This is a genomic window from Micromonospora sp. NPDC003776 (assembly GCF_053605645.1).
The window spans coordinates 27,028-49,169 of the sequence record NZ_JBSGJR010000002.1; the positions used below are offsets into that span (position 1 = coordinate 27,028).

The 22,142-nt window shown below is 69.7% G+C and carries 18 protein-coding genes; 5 read left to right on the forward strand and 13 right to left on the reverse strand.

Features of this window, described 5'->3' with window-relative positions; all coding sequences use genetic code 11:
* Positions 1–3: 3 nt before the first annotated feature.
* The 6 genes from ACWEVO_RS00290 to ACWEVO_RS00315 are packed head-to-tail and all read right to left on the reverse strand — an operon-like array spanning position 4 to position 6,876.
* Positions 4–1,470, reverse strand: a complete 1,467-nt coding sequence (locus ACWEVO_RS00290) for a sulfatase family protein (protein WP_452305371.1) — start codon at positions 1,468–1,470, stop codon at positions 4–6.
* Positions 1,467–3,074 carry a sulfatase-like hydrolase/transferase gene (locus tag ACWEVO_RS00295; protein WP_452305372.1) on the reverse strand — a complete coding sequence of 536 codons (1,608 nt, stop codon included), beginning with the start codon at positions 3,072–3,074 and terminating at the stop codon, positions 1,467–1,469. Before ACWEVO_RS00295 ends, ACWEVO_RS00290 begins: the two co-directional genes overlap by 4 nt.
* Positions 2,966–3,961 carry an aliphatic sulfonate ABC transporter substrate-binding protein gene (locus tag ACWEVO_RS00300; RefSeq protein ID WP_452305373.1) on the reverse strand — a complete coding sequence of 332 codons (996 nt, stop codon included), beginning with the start codon at positions 3,959–3,961 and terminating at the stop codon, positions 2,966–2,968. The genes ACWEVO_RS00295 and ACWEVO_RS00300 overlap by 109 nt, the downstream gene beginning before the upstream one ends.
* 20 nt (positions 3,962–3,981) lie before the next feature.
* Positions 3,982–4,821 carry an ABC transporter ATP-binding protein gene (locus tag ACWEVO_RS00305; RefSeq protein ID WP_452305374.1) on the reverse strand — a complete coding sequence of 280 codons (840 nt, stop codon included), beginning with the start codon at positions 4,819–4,821 and terminating at the stop codon, positions 3,982–3,984.
* On the reverse strand, positions 4,818–5,639 hold the full coding sequence (locus ACWEVO_RS00310) for an ABC transporter permease (RefSeq protein ID WP_452305375.1): 822 nt from the start codon (positions 5,637–5,639) through the stop codon (positions 4,818–4,820). Before ACWEVO_RS00310 ends, ACWEVO_RS00305 begins: the two co-directional genes overlap by 4 nt.
* On the reverse strand, positions 5,623–6,876 hold the full coding sequence (locus tag ACWEVO_RS00315) for an ROK family transcriptional regulator (RefSeq protein WP_452305376.1): 1,254 nt from the start codon (positions 6,874–6,876) through the stop codon (positions 5,623–5,625). The genes ACWEVO_RS00310 and ACWEVO_RS00315 overlap by 17 nt, the downstream gene beginning before the upstream one ends.
* Before the next feature lie 225 nt (positions 6,877–7,101).
* Here ACWEVO_RS00315 and ACWEVO_RS00320 point away from each other — a divergent pair, with 225 nt between their 5' ends.
* From ACWEVO_RS00320 to ACWEVO_RS00340, 5 genes are all read left to right on the forward strand, one after another.
* Positions 7,102–7,590 (forward strand): hypothetical protein, encoded by a 489-nt coding sequence (locus ACWEVO_RS00320; protein ID WP_452305377.1) that lies wholly within the window; start codon positions 7,102–7,104, stop codon positions 7,588–7,590.
* A 166-nt stretch (positions 7,591–7,756) separates the two neighbouring features.
* Positions 7,757–8,065, forward strand: coding sequence for a hypothetical protein (locus tag ACWEVO_RS00325; protein ID WP_452305378.1), 309 nt, complete (start codon positions 7,757–7,759; stop codon positions 8,063–8,065).
* A 9-nt stretch (positions 8,066–8,074) separates the two neighbouring features.
* Positions 8,075–9,196, forward strand: coding sequence for an effector-associated domain 2-containing protein (locus ACWEVO_RS00330; RefSeq protein WP_452305379.1), 1,122 nt, complete (start codon positions 8,075–8,077; stop codon positions 9,194–9,196).
* Positions 9,197–9,352: 156 nt separating this feature from the next.
* Entirely contained in the window at positions 9,353–9,571 is a 219-nt protein-coding gene (locus ACWEVO_RS00335) for a hypothetical protein (RefSeq protein ID WP_452305380.1), read from the forward strand.
* Complete coding sequence (locus tag ACWEVO_RS00340) at positions 9,561–11,429, forward strand: HEXXH motif domain-containing protein (protein WP_452305381.1); 1,869 nt, start codon at positions 9,561–9,563, stop codon at positions 11,427–11,429. Before ACWEVO_RS00335 ends, ACWEVO_RS00340 begins: the two co-directional genes overlap by 11 nt.
* Before the next feature lie 23 nt (positions 11,430–11,452).
* On the opposite strand, the gene fxsT is transcribed toward ACWEVO_RS00340, so the two are convergent.
* The 7 genes from fxsT to ACWEVO_RS00375 form a co-directional block, all read right to left on the reverse strand.
* Positions 11,453–15,511 (reverse strand): FxSxx-COOH system tetratricopeptide repeat protein, encoded by a 4,059-nt coding sequence (gene fxsT / locus ACWEVO_RS00345; RefSeq protein WP_452305382.1) that lies wholly within the window; start codon positions 15,509–15,511, stop codon positions 11,453–11,455.
* A complete protein-coding gene (locus ACWEVO_RS00350; protein ID WP_452305383.1) occupies positions 15,444–16,853 on the reverse strand; it encodes a VMAP-C domain-containing protein in 1,410 nt (469 codons plus the stop codon). Before ACWEVO_RS00350 ends, fxsT begins: the two co-directional genes overlap by 68 nt.
* 136 nt (positions 16,854–16,989) lie before the next feature.
* Positions 16,990–17,355: a hypothetical protein gene (locus tag ACWEVO_RS00355; protein ID WP_452305384.1), complete on the reverse strand. Its 366-nt coding sequence runs from the start codon at positions 17,353–17,355 to the stop codon at positions 16,990–16,992.
* A 247-nt stretch (positions 17,356–17,602) separates the two neighbouring features.
* Positions 17,603–18,262 (reverse strand): N-acetylmuramoyl-L-alanine amidase, encoded by a 660-nt coding sequence (locus tag ACWEVO_RS00360; RefSeq protein ID WP_452305385.1) that lies wholly within the window; start codon positions 18,260–18,262, stop codon positions 17,603–17,605.
* Positions 18,259–19,752, reverse strand: coding sequence for a sulfatase-like hydrolase/transferase (locus ACWEVO_RS00365; protein ID WP_452305386.1), 1,494 nt, complete (start codon positions 19,750–19,752; stop codon positions 18,259–18,261). The genes ACWEVO_RS00360 and ACWEVO_RS00365 overlap by 4 nt, the downstream gene beginning before the upstream one ends.
* A 117-nt stretch (positions 19,753–19,869) precedes the next feature.
* Entirely contained in the window at positions 19,870–21,210 is a 1,341-nt protein-coding gene (locus ACWEVO_RS00370; RefSeq protein ID WP_452305387.1) for a family 43 glycosylhydrolase, read from the reverse strand.
* Positions 21,211–21,696: 486 nt separating this feature from the next.
* Positions 21,697–21,876 carry a hypothetical protein gene (locus ACWEVO_RS00375; protein ID WP_452305388.1) on the reverse strand — a complete coding sequence of 60 codons (180 nt, stop codon included), beginning with the start codon at positions 21,874–21,876 and terminating at the stop codon, positions 21,697–21,699.
* Positions 21,877–22,142: the final 266 nt, after the last annotated feature.

The window sequence follows — 22,142 nt, forward strand, 5'->3', positions numbered from 1 at the left end:
CGATCAGCCTCCGACCGCTTGGCCCGGGCGGAGGCGCTCGGGCACCGGGTGGCTCGGGTGCGGTTCGTCTCCGACGGCCGCCTGGGCCAGCCACATCCGCGCCTTGAGGTCCTCGCGTACCTCGGCGTAGGCCGGGTCGTCGTAGACGTTGCGCACCTCGTCCGGATCCTCGAGCAGGTCGTAGAGCTCCCACTCCGGTGGATAGGTGCGGGATGAGCTGCCGGGGACGCCGAGGCCGTCGTTGTAGAAGTAGATGAGCTTGTGGCGGTCGGTACGGTAGCCGTAGTGGGCCGGTGTCCGGTGGTTGCTGTCGTCGTGTTCCCAGTACCGGTAGTACATTCCCTGCGCCGGGGGCTCGCCGCGGGTGGCGGTGAGGTCGGGCCAGAAACTGCGGCCCTGCATCCGCTCGTGGTGCGGCACCCCGGCGGCGTCCAGGATCGACTGCGCGAAGTCGACGTTGGTGACGATCCCGTCGTGCACCCCGCCGGCGGCGACCGCCCGTGGATAGCTCAGCAGCAGGGGCATACGCAGGGACTGTTCATACATGAAGCGCTTGTCGAACCACCCGTGCTCGCCGAGGAAGAAGCCCTGGTCGGAGGAGTAGATCAGGACGGTGTCGTCGAACCGGCCCCGCTGCCGGAGCCAGTCGATCACCCGGCCGACGTTGTCGTCGACGGAGGCGACGCAGGCCAGGTAGTCCTCCATGTACCGCTGGTACTTCCAGCGGGCCTGCTCCTCGTACGACATCCCGTCGGGGACCGGCTGTTTGAGGTCCTCCACCGTCAGGTGGTCCGCGATCCGCATGGCTGCCCGTCGCGCCGACGAGGTGCGTGTGGCGTAGTCGTCGGCGAAGGTGGCGGGCACCGGGATGTGGCCCGCGTACATGCCGGCGTGCGCCTCGTCGGGTTCCCACGAGCGGTGCGGCGCCTTGTGGCAGATCAGGACGCACCACGGGTCGTCCCCGTCCAGCGAGTCGAGCCACCGCAGGGACAGGTCGGTGATGACATCCGTGGCGTAGCCGCTCTCGGTGCGCAGGCCCTCGGCGGACAGGAACCGGGGATCAAAGTACTCGCCCTGTTCGATGAGCACGTCCCAGTAGTCGAAGTTCTGCGGGTCGTGTCCCGCGCCGTCGCCCAGGTGCCACTTGCCGACGATCGCGGTGCGGTAGCCGGCGTCGCGGAGCTGGGAGACGAAGGTCGGCTGGGCCGAGTCGATCGGCGTGACGAGGGTCTTCACACCGTTCACGTGGCTGTACGTGCCGGTGAGGATCGTGGCGCGACTCGGCGAACACAGCGAGTTGGTGACGAAGCAGTTGTCGAAGCGGACCCCGTGTTCGCCGATCTCGTCGATCCGCGGTGTGCGGTTGACGGCCGACCCGTAGGCGCTGACCGCGTGCGCGGCGTGATCGTCGGTGAGGACCATGACGATGTCGGGCCGCCGGGGTCGGCCGTTCAACCCAGCCGAGGTCACGGGTTCGACCCCTGGTAGGTCGCCTCGTCCAGGCCGCTGAGCGTCGGGTCGTAGCTGGTCTCCCCGACGTCGTACATGGACGTCATCCAGTGGTAGAACTTGTCGCCCCGTTCCTGCAGGAGCTGGTACAGCCGGCGCATCATCCGCGTCCGGATCTCCGCCATCTCGGGGTGCTCGTAGACGTTGAGCAACTCGTCCGGGTCGGACTGCAGGTCGTACAGCTCGTTCACCGAGTCGGGGTTGACCACGAGTTTGTAGCGGTCCGTTCGCAGCATCCGCTGCGCATACGGGAAGTGGTGTCCGTGGAACTCGCAGACGATGTCCTCCTCCCAGCGTGCCTCACCGCCGCCGACCAGTGGCAGCAGGCTGCGCGAGTCGACCGCCGGCTTCGGGTCGAGACCGGCGAGTTCGAGGATCGTGGCCGTGCAGTCCAGCAGGCTGACGAATTCGGTGCGGACCACGCCGCCCGGCTCGCCGGGCACCCGGAGCAGGCCTGGGGTGCGGTAGATGTCCTCGTACATCGCCGGCCCCTTGTCGTGCAGCCGGTGGGCGCCGGTGAACTCTCCGTGGTCGCAGGTGAAGAACACCGAGGTGTCTTCGACGAGACCGAGGCGTTGCAGGGCGTCCAGCACGCGTCCGATCTGCCGGTCGATGAGCGCCACGTAACCGTGATACACGGCGATGAGCTTGCGGGTGGTCTCGATCGGCATGGTGTCGAAGGTCCAGTGCGCGCTGTAGTTCTTCTGCACCGGAGGTTTGCCGTGGAAGGTCTCGGCGATCGAGCGGGGCAGTTCGACGTCCGCGGGGTCGACCAGGTCGAAGTACTCGTCCGGGAGGATGTACGGCAGGTGCGGGCCGAAGAAGTGCAGGGCGAGGAAGAACGGCTGGTCGCGGTCCCGGGCGGCCTGCGCGTACCGTTCGAGAAGTTCGATGGTGCGGGTGGCCAGGTAGTGCTCGAAGGTCGCCTCCACCGGCTGGTGCAGGCGCGCGGCCAGCAGGTTGCCGGGGCCGCCGTTGGGCAGCGTGCCGCGGATCCGATCGGAGATCTCGTAGGGCGGGAGGTCCCGCTCGGCGAGATAGGCCAGGTAGTCGGGGTGATCCACGGGGTTGTGCCAGCCGGGCAGTTCCGGCCCGTCGAAGCCGAAGTCGCGCGCGGTCTTGTCCGTGCCCACGTGCCATTTGCCGACGAGGCCACAGTTGTAGCCCGCTTGCCGCAGCGCCGCCGAGAAGGTGAACTGCCCGTCTGGCAGGTCCTCGATGTAGCCCACGTTGCGTTCATGGTTGGCCAGCAGTTTGTGGCGGAAGGGCGCCTGACCGGTGAGCAGGCTGGCTCTGGCCGGCGTGCAGATCGCGGTGGGCGTGTACCACCGGTCGAATCGGGTTCCGGTCCGTGCCAGCTCGTCCAGGACGGGCGTCGCCCGGGGGCTGCCGTACACCCCGAGGGTGTCCGCCCGGTGCTGGTCGGTCATCAGGAAGAGGATGTTCTTCGGTCCGGTCACTGGGCGGCCGCCGTGAACAGGTCGCCGGTGTAGTAGCTCTTCGGGTCCGCCGGGGACTTCAGCTTGCCCGCCTGGACGAAGTAGTCGCTCATCCCGGTGAGCCACTTGTCGATGGTGCCGTCCTTGGTCATCTTGTCCAGCTCATCGACCGAGAGGACCTTGACGTTGGCCGCGTCGGCCTTGACCTGGTCCACCGGGACATTGAGCATCTTCGCGGTCAGCGCGATGCTCTTGTCCATGTTCTCGGAGCGGTAACGCATCGCGTCCCGCAGCACGGCGAGCACCTTCTCGGTCTTCGCCTTCTCGTTGGCGACGACCTGGTTGCCCGCGACGAACGCGGTGGGGAAGGAGACCTCGGCGGCGAAGTCGTCGTTCTTCGCGAGCTCGACCACGTCCGGGACCTGCTTCTTGATGGTCGCGATGGCGGGATACCAGAAGCCGGCGGCGTCGATCTTCTTGGCCGAGAACGCCGACACGATCGTGGAGGGGTCCATCGGCACGATCTTGACGTCCTGCTTCGTCATGCCCGCCTTCCGCAACGCGAGCGTGAGGATCATGTCGCCCGACGTGCCCTCCGGGACGCCGACGGTCTTGCCCTTGAGCTGCTGGATGGAAGTCACGCCGGGCTGGGCGATGACCCGATCGGCGTTGCCCAGCGTGTTGATCGCCACGACCTTGGCCTGACCGGAGGCGGGCAGCCACATGGCACCGGGCCCGATGTAGCCGAAGTCGAGGTCGCCGGCACCGAGGGCCTGGATCTGCAGCGGGCCGTTGGTGAACACCCTGGTGTTGGCCTTGAGCCCGTGCTTCGCCCAGAGCTTCTGGTCATTGGCGATGGCCAGCAGGCTGGTGCCGTTGAAGTCGCCGATGTACCCGAACGTGACCTCCTCGGCCTTTCCGCCGGAGCCGGAGTCGCTTCCACAGCCGGACAGCAACGCGGCGACGAGGGCACCGGCGGCGGCACCGGCGAGGAGCCTGCGGGAGATTCTCATGATCAATACGTCCTTCTGGATCAGGCCGTCGTGAGCGACGGTGCGGGGGGTGAGGAAGGGGTGGTGCCGTCCTGGTGGTAGACGGAGTGCCAGACCCGGTTGCGCAGTGCGGCGAACTCGGGGCTCAGCCGGAATTCCTCCGACCGCGGATATGGGAGGTCGACGTCGATGACGTCGTAGATGCGCCCAGGGCGGGCCGCCATGACGACGACGCGATTGGCGAGGAACACGGCCTCGTCCACGTCGTGCGTGATGAACATGACGGTGCGTTGCTCCTTGCTCCACGTGTCGAGCAGTTGTTCCTGGAGCTTGACCCGGGTGAGGGCGTCAAGGGCGCCGAAGGGCTCGTCCATCAACAGGATCGACGGGTTCACCGCGTAGGCGCGGGCGATGGCGCAACGCTGCCGCATGCCGCCCGAGAGCATCTTCGGCAGCGCGTCGGCGAAGTCCTCCAGCCCGACCATCCGGATGAAGTACTCGGCCCGCTCGCGGCGCTCCGCCTTCGGCACCCGGGCGGTCTTCAGGCCGAACTCCACGTTCTTGCGTACGGTCAGCCAGGGGAAGAGCGCGTACTGCTGGAAGATGACGCCGCGCTCGGGACCTGGTCCGGACACCGGTGCCCCGTCGACGATCGCCCGGCCCTCGGTCGGTTCCTCCAGCCCGGCGAGGATGTTGAGCAGCGTGCTCTTGCCGCAACCCGACGGCCCGACCACCGTGACGAACTCGTTGTCGGCGATGTCGAGCGACACCTGGTCGAGGGCGGTGAACGTCTGCCGGCCCAGCGAGAACGTCTTGGTGACCGCCTGTACTGAGATCTTGGCGGCCTGCGCGCCGGGACGTGGCGAATTCGAGGTGGTCATCGGCGCTCCTGCCATCCGGTCAGCCTGCGTTCGGCCACGAGCAGCACGCGGTCCATCAGCAGGCCGAGGATCCCGATCGAGATCAGACCGACGAAGATCGTCGGGAGGTCGTAGTAGAGCTGGGCGTTCTGCATGCGGTAGCCCAGCCCCTGTTGGGCGGCGATCAGCTCGGCGGCGACCAGGGTGGCCCACGCCGACCCGAGGCCGACCCGCATGCCCACGAGGATGAACGGAGTGGAGGCGGGCACCACCACCCGGGCGAAGATCCCGGCGTCCCGCGTGCCGAGCACCCGCGCCGCGTTGATCAACGTGCGGTCGACGCTCACCACGCCCTGAAACGTGGAGATGACGCAGGCCAGGAAGGCCGCCAAGAAGATGACGAAGATCTTCGGCGCCTCGTCGATGCCCATCAGCACGATCGCGAGCGGGATGATGGCCAGCGGCGGGATGGTGCGGAAGAACTGGATCCACGGCTCGACCAGCCCCCGCACGACGCCGTACCACCCCATCAGGAAACCGATCGGGATGGCCGCCGCCGTACCGAGGACGAACCCGGCCAGCACCCGACCCAGACTGACCAGGATGTCGCTCTCCAGCGTGCCGTCGGCGAGCAGGTCCCCGGCCCGCGAGACGACCTCCGTCGGCTGTGGCACCTTCACGCCGACGGCCGCAAGGGCCCACCAGGCGCCGATGCCGAGCGCGACGGAAACGGCATTCAACGCCAGCGACAGCCCGCGAGGACGCCCCCGGCGCGTCTGCGACGACGCGAGCCGGTTGTCACGTCCCGTCTGCGCAGCCGGTTCAGTGATGACGGCCATGGGACACCCTTTCAATCGTGGTCTGCGGGACGCGGATACCGCCCCCGCTGCCGGCGGCACCCGCCTTCGGGGGCTCGGGATAGGCCGCCAGCAGCGGCGAACTGTGGAACAGCGCGGCCAGGCCGCCCAGCGCGCCGTCGTCGTCGGAGAGCTCCGCCGCGCGGACGACCGGGATGCTGGCCGCGTCCGGCAGGAGCTCGTAGGCGATGGTGGCGCGGACCTGCTGGACGATGACGGGGGCGACCCGCACGATCTCGCCGCCGATGACGATCTCGGCGGGGTTCAACGCCATCGCCGCCGTCCCGACGACCCGGCCGATGGCGGCGGCCGCGGCGCGCAACACCTGCTCGACGATCGGGTGCGACCGTTCGACCGCCGCGCGGAGCTCGTCGAGGTCGTCGACCGGGACGCCGCGCGTCCGGCAGTTCGCCAGGATCGCCGGTACCGACGCGACGGTCTCCAGGCAGCCGTTCTTGCCGCACCGGCACGACCCGCCGTGCACGTTGACCCGGACGTGGCCGAACTCGCCGGCGAGTCCGGTCGATCCCGTGACGAGGCGGCCGCCGACGACCAGGCCACCGCCCACCCCGTCGGAAACGCGCACGTAGATCAGGTCGTCGACCGTGCTGCTACCGCTGATCGCCTCGGCGAGAGCGGCGAAGCGGGTGTTGTTGTCCACCAGCACCGAGGCGTCGAACCGGCTGGCGAACGCGGCGCCGACGTCCTCGACGGTGTCGAGCAGGCCCGTTGCCGGGAGCTGCCGTGGTGCGGGGCGCGCGGCCGGCGGAACCGGATGCGGCCCGGGTACGCCGATACCGACGCCCTGAAGTGCGCCGTAGTGCACGTCCGTCTCGTCAGTGAGCCGGTCGATCAGCCGGAAGGCGGCATCCAGCCGTTCCGGCCACGCAGCGTCGTCTGCATAACGTTCGGAGCCGGACGCGATGATCTCGTGCGACGCGTCGGCAACCGCGACACAGACCCGCCGGTGGCCGAAGTCGACCCCCATGAACTGCCCGGAGGAAGGGTCCAGGGCGAGCCGTTCGGCCGGGCGCCCGCTGCCCTCGCGCTTCGCCGCGTCGGTGTCCACCACCACGATCGCGCCGCGCTGCAGGAGGCTCGCGGTGATCTCGGAGAGCGTGGAGCGCGAGAGGCCGACGGCGCGGGCGATCTGGCTCCGGCTCAGCGCTCCCTGCTCCCGCAGGGTGCGTAACACGCGCTCCTCGTGCGTGAACCGCACGAGGGCGTGCACTCCGTTTGATGTCGGCACGGTGACGACCGTTACAGCGGCGAATTATTCCGTCAACCTGTCGACAAAATTCGGCCCGAATTCGTCCGGAGTCCCACCGTTCGCTGCTCGCCGGCGATGCTGCCGTGCCAGCCCTGCCGGTCACCGGTCGGGGTGCCGCCTCGCTGCCGCCCGCGACAGGATGGCTACGATCTGCCGGCATCCGCGCTCGCGCCCGTGTCGCAGCGCGTCGACGCCGTCCTTGTCGGGCTGGTGCCTCCACCAGCCTCCGCGACGACCTGCGCCCCGCTGGCGACGGTCAGCGGCGACCTGGGCCGCCCCGGCAGCCGCCTCGACGTGCTGGGCGGCGACGACGTCGTGACCGATCTGCGGTCGGTGTTCGTCCGGTCGCACACCGCCCTCGACCCTGCTGCCGCCCGGCTGTTCGCCCTACTTGGGGCGTGGTCCGAGCCGGAGGTCACGCTGGCGGCGGCGGCCAGCCTGGCCGGCGTACCGGCGGCGGACGTCCGTCGGATGCTGGCCCGGCTCGCCGAGTCGCATCCGGCGGTGGAACGGATGGCCGGGCGCTACGTCGTGCACGATCTGCTGCTGGAGTATGCCGGTGAGCTCGACCTCGACGACACGGACGCCGGAGGGCGATCCGTCGCGGATTCGACCAACTGCTGCGCACCGCGCGTCCGGCGCTGCGCTGGCGACGCACCGTGACCCGAACCCGCTCGCGCCGGCGCCGCCGGGCGTCGTCGAATCGATCGTCTCGTTGGACGACGCGTTCGACTGGTTCGGCCGGGAGTTGCCCCACCTGACCGTTGCGGTTGAGCGGGCTGGCCGGACCGCCGGGTTCGCCGGGTAGGTGCCGCAGTAGGCCGGGACGATGAGCACCTTCCTCTATCGGCGTGGCTACTGGCCGGAGCAGGCCGCTGTCCAGGAGGCGGCGCTACGGGCGTCCCGGGAGTTGGGCGACTTGGCCGGCGAGGCGCGGGCGCACCTGGTCATCGGGCACGCGCTGACCCCGGTCGGCCGAGTCGAGGAGGCGGAGGAGACGGCCGGGCAGGTCCCCACCTTCGACGACGCGCTCGCCGTGCTGCCGTACGGTGGCTCCAGTGTGGTCTGCCGCACCCTCAGGACGGTCTCGGGTACGTCCTGGTCAGCGCCGGACGGCCGCCGCCTGGGCGGCGGATGAGGAGGTAGCATGGGGCCTGACCACGATCCCCGCGACACCCACGTCGTCTGCGTTGGCATCGACCGGTACGCCGCCGGGAGCGAATGGAGCCTGGCCGGTCCGGTTGACGACGCGATCCGGTTTGCCCGCTGGTTCGTCGCCCGGGGAGTGCCTCCGGAACAGGTCACCGTGCTGTTGGCGCCTGATCCCGGTCCGGACGTCCTACCGCCCGGAGTCGTTCTGCGACCCGCCGACCGGGCGACCGTGCGGCACGTGCTGCTGCGGGACCTGCCGGCACGGCGCCAGTCCACCCTCTACGTGATCTGGGGCGGCCACGGCTACGTCGACACCGGACGGCGCCGACGGCTCTACTACTCGGATGCCACCGCCACCGACGCCGGTGCCCTGGATCTCGACGCCATGCTCACCACCTTCGCCTCCGACCTGGTACCGGCCTTCGACCGGCAGCTGTGGCTCGTCGACGCGTGCCAGCTGCACGAGCGGCCGCAGGCCGTGCGCTCGGCCGGCAGCGAAACCTTCCCGGTAGGCGAGCCGGTCGCCGGCCGGACGCAGGACGCGCTGTTCGCCGCCGGCCTCGGCCAGGCCGCCGCCAACCTGCGGGTACGGCGTACCGGAGTGTTCAGCCGGGAGGTACTGCGGCTGCTGGAATCGGGCGACACTGATTGGCTCGGTGACCCGGAGTGGCTAGTGACCACGTTGAAGGATCGCTTCGCTGTGCTGCGAAGGAGCGGGCTCACCGGGCAGACGCCCACGTACCTCTGGTATCGCAACGCACTTGGCGACGAGGGCATGGTTCTCGGCAGGCCCGAGGCGGGGACCCGCGCACCGGCGGCACCGGCGCTCCCGCCGCCCGCCGCGATGGCGCCCCTCGTGGACGCACTGCTGGAGGTCCCGGAGTTCCTTCGGCCGAACGATCGTGAGGAGATCCTGTCCCTGCTGCGGGGACAGGTGTACGGGGCCATCCGGCGCAACAGCGCGGCCCGGCTGGACGCCATCAGCGTCGTCCGGACCTGTCTGCGCTACCCGGGCGCCCTGTCGGAACTTATCGAGGCGGTGCGGTTCTTCGCTACCGACGAGGCGGCGATGGCCCGCGTCGAGGACGGTGCCGCGCGGCTGGCGACGTACACCTGACGCGGATCGCGGCAGATCCGTCGAAGGTCTACATCGGACTCTCCGAACCCGAAATCCGGCTTGTGGCACCCGTCGCTCGATGTGACGCTTTCGCTGCGCTCGACACATAAGTAATGATGGGGTCATCGACTGTCGTCGTCGGGAGGGTTGTCGTACATGGAGGAGGGCCGAGCCGGTATCGAGTCCGAGCTGCTCGATCTGTCAACGGTGAACGTCGCGACCCTGCGATCCGTTGACCTTGCCGGTATGACTGCGGCGATCTCGCGGGTGCGCGAGAGAGTTGCCGATTCGGGGGGCAGTATCAGTGGCTACAACGGCTCCTTCCCGAGCCGGATGCGGCCTGCCGGGCCGGATTCGGAGGAACATGTCGTCTGATCCCGTCCCGTTAGGTCCGACGTACCTCGAACAAAAGCACTTCGACGCCCTGGCCGCCGGCGGCGGAGATGTGGACGCCATCGCGGCGCTCTGGCGGTCGGAGCGCAGTTGGCGGCTCATCGCGTTGCGGGCGGTCCTGGACACCTGCGTCACCCGGGCCGACGTGGCCGGCCCGCTCGCGCCGGTCACCGACGCCTGGCAGCTCCTGGTCCAGGCGCACGATGCCGCCCCGGACGCCGTCGAGGACGTCCTCGCCCTGCCGCAGATCGGCATCTGGGCGGCGCACACGCTGCGTCGCCTGCATGACGACTCCGACAGCCTCGTACCGTTGTGGCTGGACGTCGGATACCTGCACGCCATGGCGGCGGCGAGCGCTGTCCGGGCGGGCCTCTCCTTCGAGCTGGACATCCCCGCCCGGCAGGGTGCCGCAGTGCTGCCTACCGTGGGCTCGGCGTCGGTCCCGCCGGACGTCCCGACCGTCCGCGTGCGGGCCGGCGACGGGCAGGCCGACCTGGTGGCCGACGGGCGTGTCGTTCGGTGCGCGGCCGGCGACCCAGACTGGCATGAGCCGATCGTCGTCGAGGTCCGGACGGACGGCGTCGGCCTGCGGGTCGAGTTGCTGGACCGCGACGTGTACCGGGACCTGCGCGGGCCCTCGTCGCCACAGCCGCTGTCGGCGTCCGAGATCTCCCGCTGGCGGGCGACCCTCGGGCAAGCCTGGGAGGTGCTGGTCCGCGAGCAGCCCAGCCGTGCCCTGGCGATCGCCGGAACCCTGCGCACCCTGGTGCCCGTGCCACGTCGGGAGCGTTTCCGCCAACTGTCCGCGTCCGGTGCCGAGGCCTTCGGCGGTGTCCTGCTCTCCGAGCCGGACGACCCGGTGCAGTTGGCCGTGACATTGGTGCACGAGCTGCAGCATCACAAGCTCGGCGCCTTGTCTCACCTGCTCACCCTCTCCGAGGGTGGCGGCGGCGTCCGCTACTACGCCCCTTGGCGGGACGACCCCAGGCCACTCGCCGGGGTTCTCCAGGGCGCGTACGCGTTCGCCGGCATCACCCAGTTCTGGGGGGCGTACCGACACCACGCGCCGCCGACGGAGCGGGCGTCCGCGGAGTTCGAGTTCGCGCTGTGGCGGCGGCAGACCCTGGACGTCGTGCGGATGCTGACGGCGTCCGGCCAGTTGACCGGGCACGGCCAGCGGTTCGTCGAGACACTGCGCACGGAACTGGACGCGTGCCAGGACGAGCCGGTGTCGGCCGCCGCGCTCAACGCGGCCCACGCCGTCGCCTCCGATCATCGCGCGATGTGGCGGGCCCACAACCTCCGCCTGGACCCCGCCGACCGGGACGCGCTCGCGGCGGCCTGGGAGCACCGTTGGCCGGCAGCGGAAGCCGTGCTCGCCGTCGGCGACGGAAAGGTGCTGGCGGAGCCAGCGGCGGGCCTGCTCGATGCTCGGGCCGTGCTGCGCAGACACCTGCTGGCCGACCCGGACGCGTTCGCTCGGCTGTGTGCCGCGCCGGGCGAGGTGGGGGACAGGGTAGCCGGCGCCACCCGAGCCGACCTCGCCCTGGTGGCCGGCGATCTGGAGCGGGCGCGCGCGGGTTACCTCGGCGAGCTGACACAGGACCCGTCGGGTGTGCACGGCTGGGTAGGCCTCGGGCTGACCCAGGTCGACCGCCCGGCTGACCCGGCGAGGCGCGCACTGCTCGGCCGCCCGGAACTCATCGTGGCCGTCGTTCAGGGGCTCCGGACGCGGGGCCGGGCGACGCCAGATCCGCTGGAGCTGGCCAGCTGGGTCGGTTGCGGGCTCCCGGACCGCTCGGTTGACAGGGTCGACCCGGCGGGCTGGCTGACCGCCTGACCCGCCGGGTCAAACCTTCGCCTCTAGAGCGGAAGGGGATCGATGTCGCAGTTGGCGCGGACTCCGGCGCCAACCGCGGCGACCGCCGGGTGTCGTACGCCGAGGGTCTGGCGCAGCTGCTCGAGGCTCTTGTCGAACAACATTCCCGCCTCCGCCTCGCGGCCGAGGTTCCGAAGGTCCATGGCGAGGTTGAGGGAGCAGACGAGCGTGGTGGGGTGGCTGCTGCCGAGCACCTGATGACAGCGCGCGAGGGTGTCCACGTCGAGGCTGTGGGCGTCGGCGTGGTCGCCGAGTTCGTAGTAGTCGCTCGCGAGGTTGATCCGGGCGGCCAACACCAGGGGGTGCTCGTCGCCGAGCCGGTTGGTCAGCCGTTGCAGCGCCGCCTGGTCGAGCTCCCGGGCCTGTTCGCATTCGCCGAGCAGGCGGAGTGCCACCGCGAGGTCCACCTGTGCGCCCGCGGTGTGCGGGTGGTTCTCGCCGTACAGTCGGCGCAGGCCCTCCGTCGCGACCTCCGCCGACTCCCGGGCGGCGCGGAGGTCGCCGGTCAGCCGCTGGTCGATGGAGAAGGTGAGTGTGGCGAGCACCGTGTCCGGGTGGCTGTCGCCGTAGCGGGTGCGGAAGCGGCGGAGCACATCGCTCGACAGATCCAGGGCGTCGTGGTGGTGGCCGGCCTTGCGCCGGAAGCTGGCCAACATGTGGCTCTGCCGCAGCAGGTCCGGGTGGTCGTCGTATTTGAGCATGCGGCGGGCGGTGGCGACGACGTTCTCCTGGTTCGCGTGCGCCGCGACGTAGTCGCCGAGTTCCCGCCGGTCGAGGTTGATGCCGCCGAAGGTGCTCAGGCTATCCGGGTGGTCGGTGCCATAGATCTGCACCAAGCGCTGGTAGGTCTGTTGGTCGAGCTGGAGGGCCCGTCCGAAGAGGCCGGACAGTCGCATGCTCACCGCGAGGTTGTGCGCCGCGCGCAACGTGAACGGCTCCTCCTCGCCGAAGTTCTGCTTCGCCTGCTCGTAGACGACGAGCGAGCGCTCCAGCGCGCCGGCGAAGTCACCGGCGACGCGGTGGTCCGCGGCGACCGCGCCGATGACGTCCAGGGTTTCCTCCCGGTCGTCACCGAGGGTCTGCCGGTAGAGCTCGAGCGTGCGGGCGTTGAGGGCGGCCGCGGCGGCGTAGTCACCGACCACGAAGTGCATGAAGCCGAGCCAGCTCGCCACCCGGAGGCTGTCCGGATCGGTGTCGCCGCTGCCGTCGGTCCAGGCGGTCCACGCGCGCTGCGAGAGGTCACGCGCCCCGAGATGGTCACCCCACCGCCAGAGGTACTTCGCCTCGTTCAGCACCATGTCCCGTACGAGTTCGTTCGAGCACTGCTCCGCCTCGGAGGCGAGGACGTGCGGGTACAGCTCGGCGTACCGCGGCCAGTGATCGGCGTCGTCGGGTTGGTCGGGGTCGTTGCCGGCGAGCAACAGGTGGGCGCCGTGCCGCAACGCGTCGCGGTCCTCGGGGTCCATCTGGTTGATCAGTACGCGTTGGACGAGGCGGTGCATCTGGAAGGAGTTCGTCCGGTGGTCGATTCTGGCCAGCGAGAGGCGGCCGATCGTGCGGATCGCGCGGTTGAGGCGGACCGGGTTGCGGACGAGGGGATCCAGGTCGGGGTGGATGCGAAGCGCGCGCGGCTTGGAAAGGAGCACCTTGCCGATCGGTTCGGGTGCAAAGAACGAGCACACCTGCAGCAGCCGTAGGGCGGAGCGGTCCTGGTCGCGGAGCCAGTTGAGCGACACGTTCCACGCGGCGGCGACGAGTTCCGGGTAGTCCTGCTGCTGCGTCGTCTCGTCGTCGAGCACCGGGCGGCTGGCGTCGAGCAGTTCGAGGTACTCGTCGGTCGGCATCCGCGTCTCCGCGCGCCAGGCCGCCGCCTGCTCGATGGCCAGCGGAAGGTCGCCCAGCGCGGCGGCGAGCCGGTCGGCGTCGTTTACGGCCAGGTCCGGTCCTCGGCGGCGGAGCAGGTCGATGCTCTCCCGCCGCTCGAACACGTCAACGGGAAGGCTGTTCGCGACGTCCCGCCACGCACCGTTGCGGGAGGTGACCACGATGCTTCCCGGGCCGCCCTTCGGGAAGAACCGTTCGACGTCGTCCGGGTCCTCGGCATTGTCGAAGATCAGCAACCAGTTCGAGTACGGACGGCCGATTCGCAGAGCCTCCAGCACGGCCGGCACTGCCGTGTTGGCGGTGGACGGCACCGGCAGGTCCAGGCGCAGCGCCAGTTCCACCAGCGCAGACTGGATCTGGGCCGGGCGCTCGGCCGGGATCCACCAGATGAGGTCGAAGTCCTGCTGGTGCAGGTAGACGTACTCGATGACGAGCTGTGATTTGCCGACGCCGCCGGCGCCGTGCACCGCCTCGGGCAGCACGGCGGTGGTGCCGGCGCGCAGCCGCTGGTGCAAGGAGTCGAGGAGATCGCGCCGGCCGGTGAAGTTCGCGTTCCGCAGCGGGAGGTTGCCGACGATCGCCGGTAACTGTACGTCGAGCCGTTGTACATGTAGGTCGTGGGTCGGTGTCCTGCTCGGGGCGATCCCCGGCTCCGCGTCCAACGTGACGTGCGGTGTGGTGCCGAACGAGGCCCCCGTGCCCGGCGAGTTCACTCTGTCAGACATTCCGGACTCCATGGTCCTGTGAGCGATAACGGAAGGTGGCTGCAGTACTCGACGTACCTGCCGTGGGATGGGCGAGCCGAGGGCCTGGCCCAGCCGCGCGGCTGCGACGAGGTTCGGCCCGCCCAGTGAGAGGTGGACAGCCAACTCGACCCGCAGGTACGGCTCGGCGGCCGGAGTGACGCGCTCGTACGACGCGTTCCGCGGATCCTTGATGCGAAGGGTCAGGTTGCGCACGGCCTCGACGTCGTGCGCGAGTTCGTACTCCACGACGTGCTGGACCTCGATGGTGCGGTCGCGGTACCCGAGCGTGAGCAGGCGTTCGCGGACGCCGTGCACGAACTCGTACCTGATGCGGATGTCACTCGTCGCCGCGCCTCGGATCGGGACGGGTCGCACCAGATCGCTCGTCAGCACCTCGGTCAGCTGCGCCGGCCCGGACCGGACCACGGTCTTGAGCAGGGCGCGGATTACCCGGGTGTTGAGCGGGGCGGCCGCCAGCCGGGTCGCCAATGTGAACGACGCCGGCGACACGGTGGCCCGGAATCGGGCGACGAGATCGTGGGCGGTCAGCGAGCGGCTCGGGCGGGGGGCGCCGTCGAACGGCAGAAGCAGCGCGGGCAGCCGAAGCTCGCCGCTCGCGGCTCCGCCCAGCAGGCGGCTCCACCGCTGTAGCCAGTCGGTGCCGCGTTCGATGACCGGCACCGCCGTCAGCTGGCTGTCGTCCTGTTCGTCGACGGGGCGAAGGTCCAGGCCGCTGACGCGCCACGACGAACGGGAGGTCACCGAACTGGTGCCGGCCAGGCGCCAGGCCACCTCGGTGGTCTCCAGCCCCCGCTCACGCCAACGCTGCTGGGGCAGCAGATTGATCACCGCAACCGTCTGGCTGGCGGCCCACGAGGTGAGGACGGGCTGGACGAGTCCGTCCCGCCAGGCGCCGGACCCGCCGTGGGTCAGCAGGAAGACGACGCGTCGCCCGGCGGGGTCGACCAGATCCTCGGCCGGGGTCGGAACATCGTCCGGCCCGTCGGCCAGGCGGAGCGCGCCGTCGTCGACGATCATCCGCCTGACCTCGACGGAGGAAAAGGCGCGTTGGGCGCGTAGCACCGCGAGGAAGGTGGAAGTCTCGTCGGCCCAGAAGTCCATCACCGGGTCGTCGTCGATGACCACGACGAGGTCCCGCCGGTGGCCCGCCGGCTCGAGCCGTGACCTGTCGGCCGGTCGGCTGGCGGGCGCGGGGGGCGCTGGCAACGGTCTGCTCATCAGGGCCCCGCCGTCGCCGGGGCGGGCCACGGCGGCCGTGGGCGGCGGTGCCCGCCGGCGGTCCGGCGCTGACCGGCGGCGCTCCCCGTCGGGTGGCCGTTGCGGCTCATGCAAGGACCTTTCGCCTGTCGCCGTCGGCGGCGACCGCCCCTCCTGGCTGTCGCTCAGGATCATCGAACAGGAGCACAAAGCCGTGCCCGATGTGCTGGTCGAGCCCCTTGGGGTCCTCGCTCCATGCCAGCTGCCGCAACTGCGCGGCACGGTTCGGAAGGTCCTTCACACCTGAACCCGACGTCTGATCGCCGACCATCGACGCAACAGTCTGGCACAGCTCGCTTTTGGACGGTGGGCTGCGGTGCCACACAATCGCCGGGACGCCGGATCGCAACCCGACGAGGAGTTGCCGTTCGCCGACGCTGTCGGCGGTCGGGGACTCGCTGAGCACCAGCACGACGGCGGCGTTCTCGCGTTTGAGGGTCGCTTCGAGTTGGACGTCGACATGGTGATGGGCCGCGCAGTGGACCAGCGTCCGGTTGCTTTCGCGGCCGGCGAGGCCATGCCACCGGCTCCGCCACACCCGGTGCCACTGGCTGGCACGAATGCGCTCCAGGCTCCTGATCACCAGTGGATACTCCGTGGTCAGGGGGCTGGGTACCCGTGACTGAAGTTCCTTGCGCCAGGTGTCCACCGGTTCATTGATCAGCTGCCAGGGCAGGACGAACTCGATGGTCACCGCACCGGTCTGATCCGCCCATCGGCGTTCAGTCTCTTTGATGACCTGGTCGACGGCCGCCTCGAGCTCGGCGTACGGGACGTGTCGGTCCTCGCCGCGAATCGGCTGCCACACCAGGGACGCCCACTGATACCAGTGGGACATGATGTAGGTGTCGTCGTCGCCGCCGTACTTTTCGAACTGGATCACAAGATAGGCGGTGCCGGTGGGGGCCGGAGGGCTCGGCTGCGACACCTCGATCTGATCTACGACTCCCCAGTCCTTGGCCAGCTGCGCGACGAGCTGGCGCATGCGCTCCAGCGACGCCTGCGGCACGGCCGTCGTCAGGGCGTCGAGCAGCGGGAGCCAGGGTGGCGTCTCACCGTGCGAGTTCGCCGACGCGAGGTGAGCGAACAGCTCCCAGGCGGTGCCGCACCAGGACGGGGCCGGGGTGGCGCGGCTCTCGGCGACGAACCGCCGCAGCTCACCGGTCACCTGAACGGACGACAGCACACTGCGCAGCCAGGGAATGTCGTAGTCGGCGAACAGTTCGACCGCCTGCCACTCGTCGGCCAGTCTCAGGAGCGCCATGGTCTGCTCGCTGCCCGGCTCAAGGAGCTCAAGGCATTCGACGAGGCAGCGCAATCCACCCGGCCGATCCACGCACACCGTCACCAGCTCGACGATCTGCGGCCGGAGCAGGCCCAGCTCCCGGTAGCCGAGTGCACCGCCCAGCGCGTGGCCCAGTTCCTGCAGCAGCAGTTGTCGGCTGTTCGGGTCACGGATGACCGACGACGCCTCCATCACCGTCGCGATCTGTCCAACGAGTCGGCGGCGTTCCTCGGCTACGGATGGCGAATAGCGCCGCGGCGGTCTCACGCACGGGCCTCAGGTGATCGGTCGCCGGCGGGATGTCTGCGGGAGACCGCGGCCGGCGCCATCAGGACGGCTCCGAGCGGAACGGGTCGAGCGTCTCCAGCGCCTCGACGACGTCGGCCGCCTCGCCGGTCACCTCCGCACGCCGCCGCTCGACACCGTCGTCGTAGATTGCGAGCACCCTCACCTGTCCGCTACGACTGCGCAGCATCGTCTGCAGGGCGTACCAGCCGGCAGAGGAGGCGATTCCGACGCCGACCTGCAGCAGGGCGTCCGTCACCACGCCGCGGGACGAGACGAAATCGCATTCCGTGGCGGGATGCCAGGTGTCCACCGTCAGCCCCGCGGCCTGCAGTTCCTGCATCAGCGCCGGGGTGGACTCGTGGTAGACCGGAACGCCGTCGTCGTCGGCGAGCGGCAGAAAGGTCACGTCGGCGGCAGGTCGTGGGCCGGGGTCGCGGTGGCTGTCGGTGGCGACAATCGAGACCTTTGGTGACATGCGCCAATCGTATTAGCCCGGGCGGCGACCATGGCACCGGCGAAGTGTCGCCAACTTGACACATCTCAATGCAGTTCAGCCTTGACCCGCCCCATTGAGGGTGCGGGCGTCGCCGGTGTACAGCGCCTTATTCATGTGGACCCCGGGCCGCCCGGGAGCGCCGCCCCCTGGGTCCGCCTCACCTCTCGGTTCCCACCTTCCGGACCAGTTCGAGATAGTGATCCCAGTCCCAGTTGGCTCCGGGGTCGGTGTGAGTGGCGCCGGGCACCTCGCTGTGACCGAGGATGTGGGCCCGGTCCAGTGGAATCGCATGGCGTGCGCACACGGCCGCGGCGAGCGCCGCGGACGAGGCGTACATCTCCTCCGTGAACCATGCGGTGGAATTGACCCAGCCCTCGTGTGTGATGCCGACGCTGTGGTTGTCGTAGTCGGGATTGCCGGTGTGCCAGGCGATGTCCTTCTCCCGGACGCACTGGCCGATGTGGCCGTCTGCCGAGCCGACCAGATAGTGGGCCGAGGTTTGCCGTCCAGGATTCTGGAAGACGGCCACGGCGTCGTCGAAGTGCTCCTGCGTGACGTGGATGACCACGTAGTCGATCGGATGGTTGCGAGGGCGCCGCGCGGGGCGGTAGTTGGCGGGAGAGGCTGGTAGCCACTGCGCGCCGGGGTAGTCGACGACTCCGACGGAAGGGCTGGTTCCGGCCGCGGAAGCGGTTTTGACGGTGGCTGCGGTGGTGGCTGCCGTGGCCAGGGTGACGGCGGCGGCACCGCGCAGGAACGTACGGCGTGATAGGGAAGGCTGTCGGTTGCCGTCGCTGCGGCGGATCGGTTCGGTCATGCTCCGTGCGCCTCCGAGGTCCGGTACCAGTTGTGCTGGGCGAGCCTGGCGTCGTACTTCCCCTTCGGCAGGTCGTCAGTGAGCCGGACCGACCATCGGTGCAGTCGCTGCATGAGTTCGGCCTTGACGTTGCGCAGGCTCGGATCGTCGAAGCGGTTGTGCAGTTCCATCGGATCCTTCTCCAGGTCGTACAGCTCACCGGGGTCGGAGACGTGCTCGTAGAGCTTGTAGTGGTCGTGCCGGATCATCCGTGACGAGCCGCTCTGGGTCACGCTGTTCAGCTCGTCGTACCTGGTGCCTTCGTAGGGGAAGTGCAGCGGTGGCCGGGCGTCATCGGGATAGGGCAGGCCGCCGTAGCCGCGCTCGGTGACGATGTCGGCGAACTCCGCGGCCGGGTAGTCGGCGCCGGTGAGCATCTGCCACAGGCTGCGGCCCTGGACGCCCAGGGGGATGGGGCGGCCGATCGCCTCGCACACGGTGGGCAGGATGTCGGCGATCGAGACGAAGTCCTTCTTGTTGTCCTGGGCTTCGACGCCGCAGCCGTGGACGATCATGGGAATGCGCGCCAGGACCTCGGGGATGCCGGCGCCCTTGCGCTGCAGGCCGTAGTCGGCGGCGTAGTCGCCGTGGTCGGCGAGGAAGATCAGCAGGGTGTTGTCATACAGTCCCCGCTCCTTCAGGTGTTCGACGAGCCGGCGCAGCTGGTCGTCGATGAGGCGGAGCATGCCGCAGTAATTGGCGCGGTAGCGGCGCCAGAGCTTGTCGTAGCCGGGACGCTTCTCCTCCACCAGGTCGCGTAGCCACTTGTAGGCGCCGCCTTTGGCCTCCGCGGCCTCCGGGCCGCAGAGCCGGTCGGGGATCTTGTCCTCGGCGAACATCGAGAAGTACGGCTCCGGCACCTGGTAGGGGTTGTGCGGCTCGGGCGTGGAGACGACGCAGAAGAACGGCTTGTCTGGGTCCCGGGCGTCTATCTGCTGGATGGCGTCGGAGACGATCCGGTACGGATACTGCAGCTCCACCGGGAACGGGGTGGGTGCACTCGTCGGGCCCATGTCGATGGACTTCAGCCAGTCGGTGAAGGCGCGCTGCTCGGCGGTGGTGTCCGGCGCCATCGTGTGCCCGTACTCGGAGAAGGCGTCGTAGTCCTCCGCCTGGTCGCGGTACATGTGCGTCTTGCCGGCGTAGAACAGCTGGTAGCCGGCGCCACGCAGCACATCGAGCAGGTCGTCGCCGCGCGCGACATCCTCAGGGCTGGTGTTGGAGTTCTGCCGGATGCGGTGGGTGCTGGGCCATCTGCCGGTCAGCAGGCTGGTGCGCGCCGGGACGCAGGCCGGCGCGGTGGTGTACGCGCGGCGGAAGCGGGTGGCTTGGGCGGCGATGGAGTCGAGAAAGGGCATCGTGTCCAGGTCGAAGCCCACGCCTCTGGTGAAGTCGGCGCGGAGCTGATCGGTCATCACGAACACGATGTTCGGAGCGGTCGGGCAGGTCACAGTGTCCCCTTCCAGTAGGAGAAGGTGATCGGAGCAATCGGTTGGGCACGCGGATCAGTCGGCCCGTGCGTTGCGTGGACTGACGCCCCGCACGGCAAGATCACGCCTCTTGGGCTTTCACTCGCTGAGGGCATGGGCTCGGCTCTGGCGCCGGGCGTAGAGGCGGTTGCCCTGGGGGCCGGTCCACTCCAGGCGGACGACGCCGGGCACTGCGGCGTCGTCGACGCGTGCCGGGTCGGCCCAGTAGCCGAAGTTCGGGTTGCGGAAGAAGGTCGCCCACAGTCCGCCGTCGGCGTCCTCGAAGATGTTGTTGTGGCCGGCGCCCACGCCGAGGGTCCAGCGGGGGGAGTACGGGCCCTCGAATCTGTCGGCGACGGCGGCGATCGCGTCGTACTGGTACTGGGTCCGGCCGGGGCCGGGCGGGTCGTAGGCGTGGCGGGTGCTGCCGTCGGCGGCTGTCGAGGTGCGGTCCCAGGCGGCGTGCACGAGGTAGTACTTGCCGCCGTACTTGAAGACGTGCGCGCCTTCCAGGTAGGGCTCAGGGGTGTAGGGCTGTTGCTGGAACGCCGGGAGGTCGGCCGTGGGGACGATGTCCTCCATGTCGTCCCGGAACTTGGCGTACAGGTTGTTGTGCAGCACCAGCCAGGCGTCGTCGCCCTCGGTGTACATGCCGCCGTCGATGTGGAAACGCGCCCCGGGATCGATGTACGGCGCGTCGGGGAGCGCATCGCCGAAGGGCTTGTCGAGGTTGCCGGCGGCGAGCCGGTACGGTCCCTCGACGCCGCCCTCGCTCACCAGCAGGAACGAGCCGACCTTCCGCGCGCGATCGCCCATGCACGCGACGATGTACCAGGTGCCGCGGAAGTAGTGCACCTCCGGCGCCCAGACGTTGCCACGCTTGCCGAACTGGTCGTCGTACCAGTACTCCTGCCACGGGGCGACGACCGTGCGCCCGGGCCGGTTCTCGCCGGCGAACTCCGGCGACCACACCTTGCCGCGCTCCGCGCCGCGGCGGACGCCGGTGGTGTCGGCCAGCCGCCATGGGCCGCGCAGGGACGGCGCCGTCCACACGAAGATCCCGTCGTTCCACGGGGTGGCCGTGGTGAGCCCGGGCACGCGGGTGGTGCCGGTGGCGATGTAGAGCCGACGGCCCGCAACGTTGAAGCAGTTGACGTAGGTGTCGCGCATCCAGACCCGGCCGAGTTCCTCGTCGCGCGGGCGCAACTCGAGCGGCAGGACGAAGGAGTTGTCCTCCCGCGGCCACAGATCCTTGCGGGTGTCTGCGACGCCATACGGCTCGGGGTCGGGCCAGTTCGACGGGTAGCGCCCCGTCGGCGTGCCATCCGGGGAGTCAGGCGCTGCCTGCGCGGTAGCCGCGGGAAGGCCCGCCGCCGCTCCCAGGGCGGCGACACCGGCCAGCAGGGTCCGTCGGTGCAACCCGCTCTTGGTGCTGGTCATCAGTCGCGATCTCCTTCGCTGTCGGGGATGCCGATACCTGCCCGACGGCAGTGGTGCCTGCTGTCTCTGGTGCGTGCCCCGTCGATGAACCGGGCACATGCCGCTGCGGGCGGCCAGGTCGGTGGGGCCGCGGAGGTCCTGGACGCCTGCTGAGGTCGTGGAGCCCGCTCCGGCCGAATGGGACGTCTGCGAGGCGGTTCGGGTGCGAACGCTTCGTGCTCGCACGCGGGGATGTGTAGGGGGCCGTCCATGGCTGCCATGGCGCAACACAGCATGTGTAGGACATTTTTTGCCGTCAACAGGCCGTACAAATACACGGGTTTCCGAGGCTTCGCCCTTTCGCCGCGCCGAGGTCTTTGCGCAGGTCCTGCGAGCTGTCGACCGACCGGCTGGGGTGTCACGATTGCGTAACGGGACCCTTTGGGAGCTGTTTTATCGGGCGGTTGGCCAGCCGCCCAGTCGTCTCCTCCGTCGGTACCGGATGGGTCAGCCCGACCGAGCGGCTCGGCTGCTGGCATGCCCGCGGCGCGGGTGCAGCCCGACCTGACGGTCAACATCGTGGTACGGGGAGATGACGTCAGCGAGCAGCTGCTCGGCGACCGGCACCCTGGCCTGGCTGGCCGTGCCTCCGGGCGCGGCGGTGCCGGGCCGCGGTTCGGTGGTCACGCTCCGCGCGGTCCGCAACAAGGCGGTCGCTGTGTACGGGCGGCCCACCGCGTCACGGACCTACGCTGTCGGCAGCTCGCCCGAGCGGGTCGCAGTACGTCTCGCCGTACACGACGGTGGAGTCCGGGGTGTTGTGGTACTGCATCAACTTCAACCACCGCCAAGTCTGGGTGCCGGGACCGGATCGGCGGCGGGCGCGAAGACGTACGGCATGCGCAGCCGCCGGGCCAGCAGGGCGAGGGTGTCGTGGCCGCCGTTGAGCAGCC

Bases quoted from the DNA above. Each gene is read 5' to 3' on its own strand.
- ACWEVO_RS00340 (WP_452305381.1), top strand. From the start codon at position 9,561: ATGTCGTCTGATCCCGTCCCGTTAGGTCCGACGTACCTCGAACAAAAG.
- ACWEVO_RS00305 (WP_452305374.1), bottom strand. From the start codon at position 4,821: ATGACCACCTCGAATTCGCCACGTCCCGGCGCGCAGGCCGCCAAGATC.
- ACWEVO_RS00300 (WP_452305373.1), bottom strand. From the start codon at position 3,961: ATGAGAATCTCCCGCAGGCTCCTCGCCGGTGCCGCCGCCGGTGCCCTC.
- ACWEVO_RS00350 (WP_452305383.1), bottom strand. From the start codon at position 16,853: ATGGAGGCGTCGTCGGTCATCCGTGACCCGAACAGCCGACAACTGCTG.
- ACWEVO_RS00330 (WP_452305379.1), top strand. From the start codon at position 8,075: ATGGGGCCTGACCACGATCCCCGCGACACCCACGTCGTCTGCGTTGGC.
- ACWEVO_RS00310 (WP_452305375.1), bottom strand. From the start codon at position 5,639: ATGGCCGTCATCACTGAACCGGCTGCGCAGACGGGACGTGACAACCGG.
- ACWEVO_RS00370 (WP_452305387.1), bottom strand. From the start codon at position 21,210: ATGACCAGCACCAAGAGCGGGTTGCACCGACGGACCCTGCTGGCCGGT.
- ACWEVO_RS00360 (WP_452305385.1), bottom strand. From the start codon at position 18,262: ATGACCGAACCGATCCGCCGCAGCGACGGCAACCGACAGCCTTCCCTA.
- fxsT (WP_452305382.1), bottom strand. From the start codon at position 15,511: ATGATCCTGAGCGACAGCCAGGAGGGGCGGTCGCCGCCGACGGCGACA.
- ACWEVO_RS00325 (WP_452305378.1), top strand. From the start codon at position 7,757: ATGAGCACCTTCCTCTATCGGCGTGGCTACTGGCCGGAGCAGGCCGCT.
- ACWEVO_RS00335 (WP_452305380.1), top strand. From the start codon at position 9,353: ATGGAGGAGGGCCGAGCCGGTATCGAGTCCGAGCTGCTCGATCTGTCA.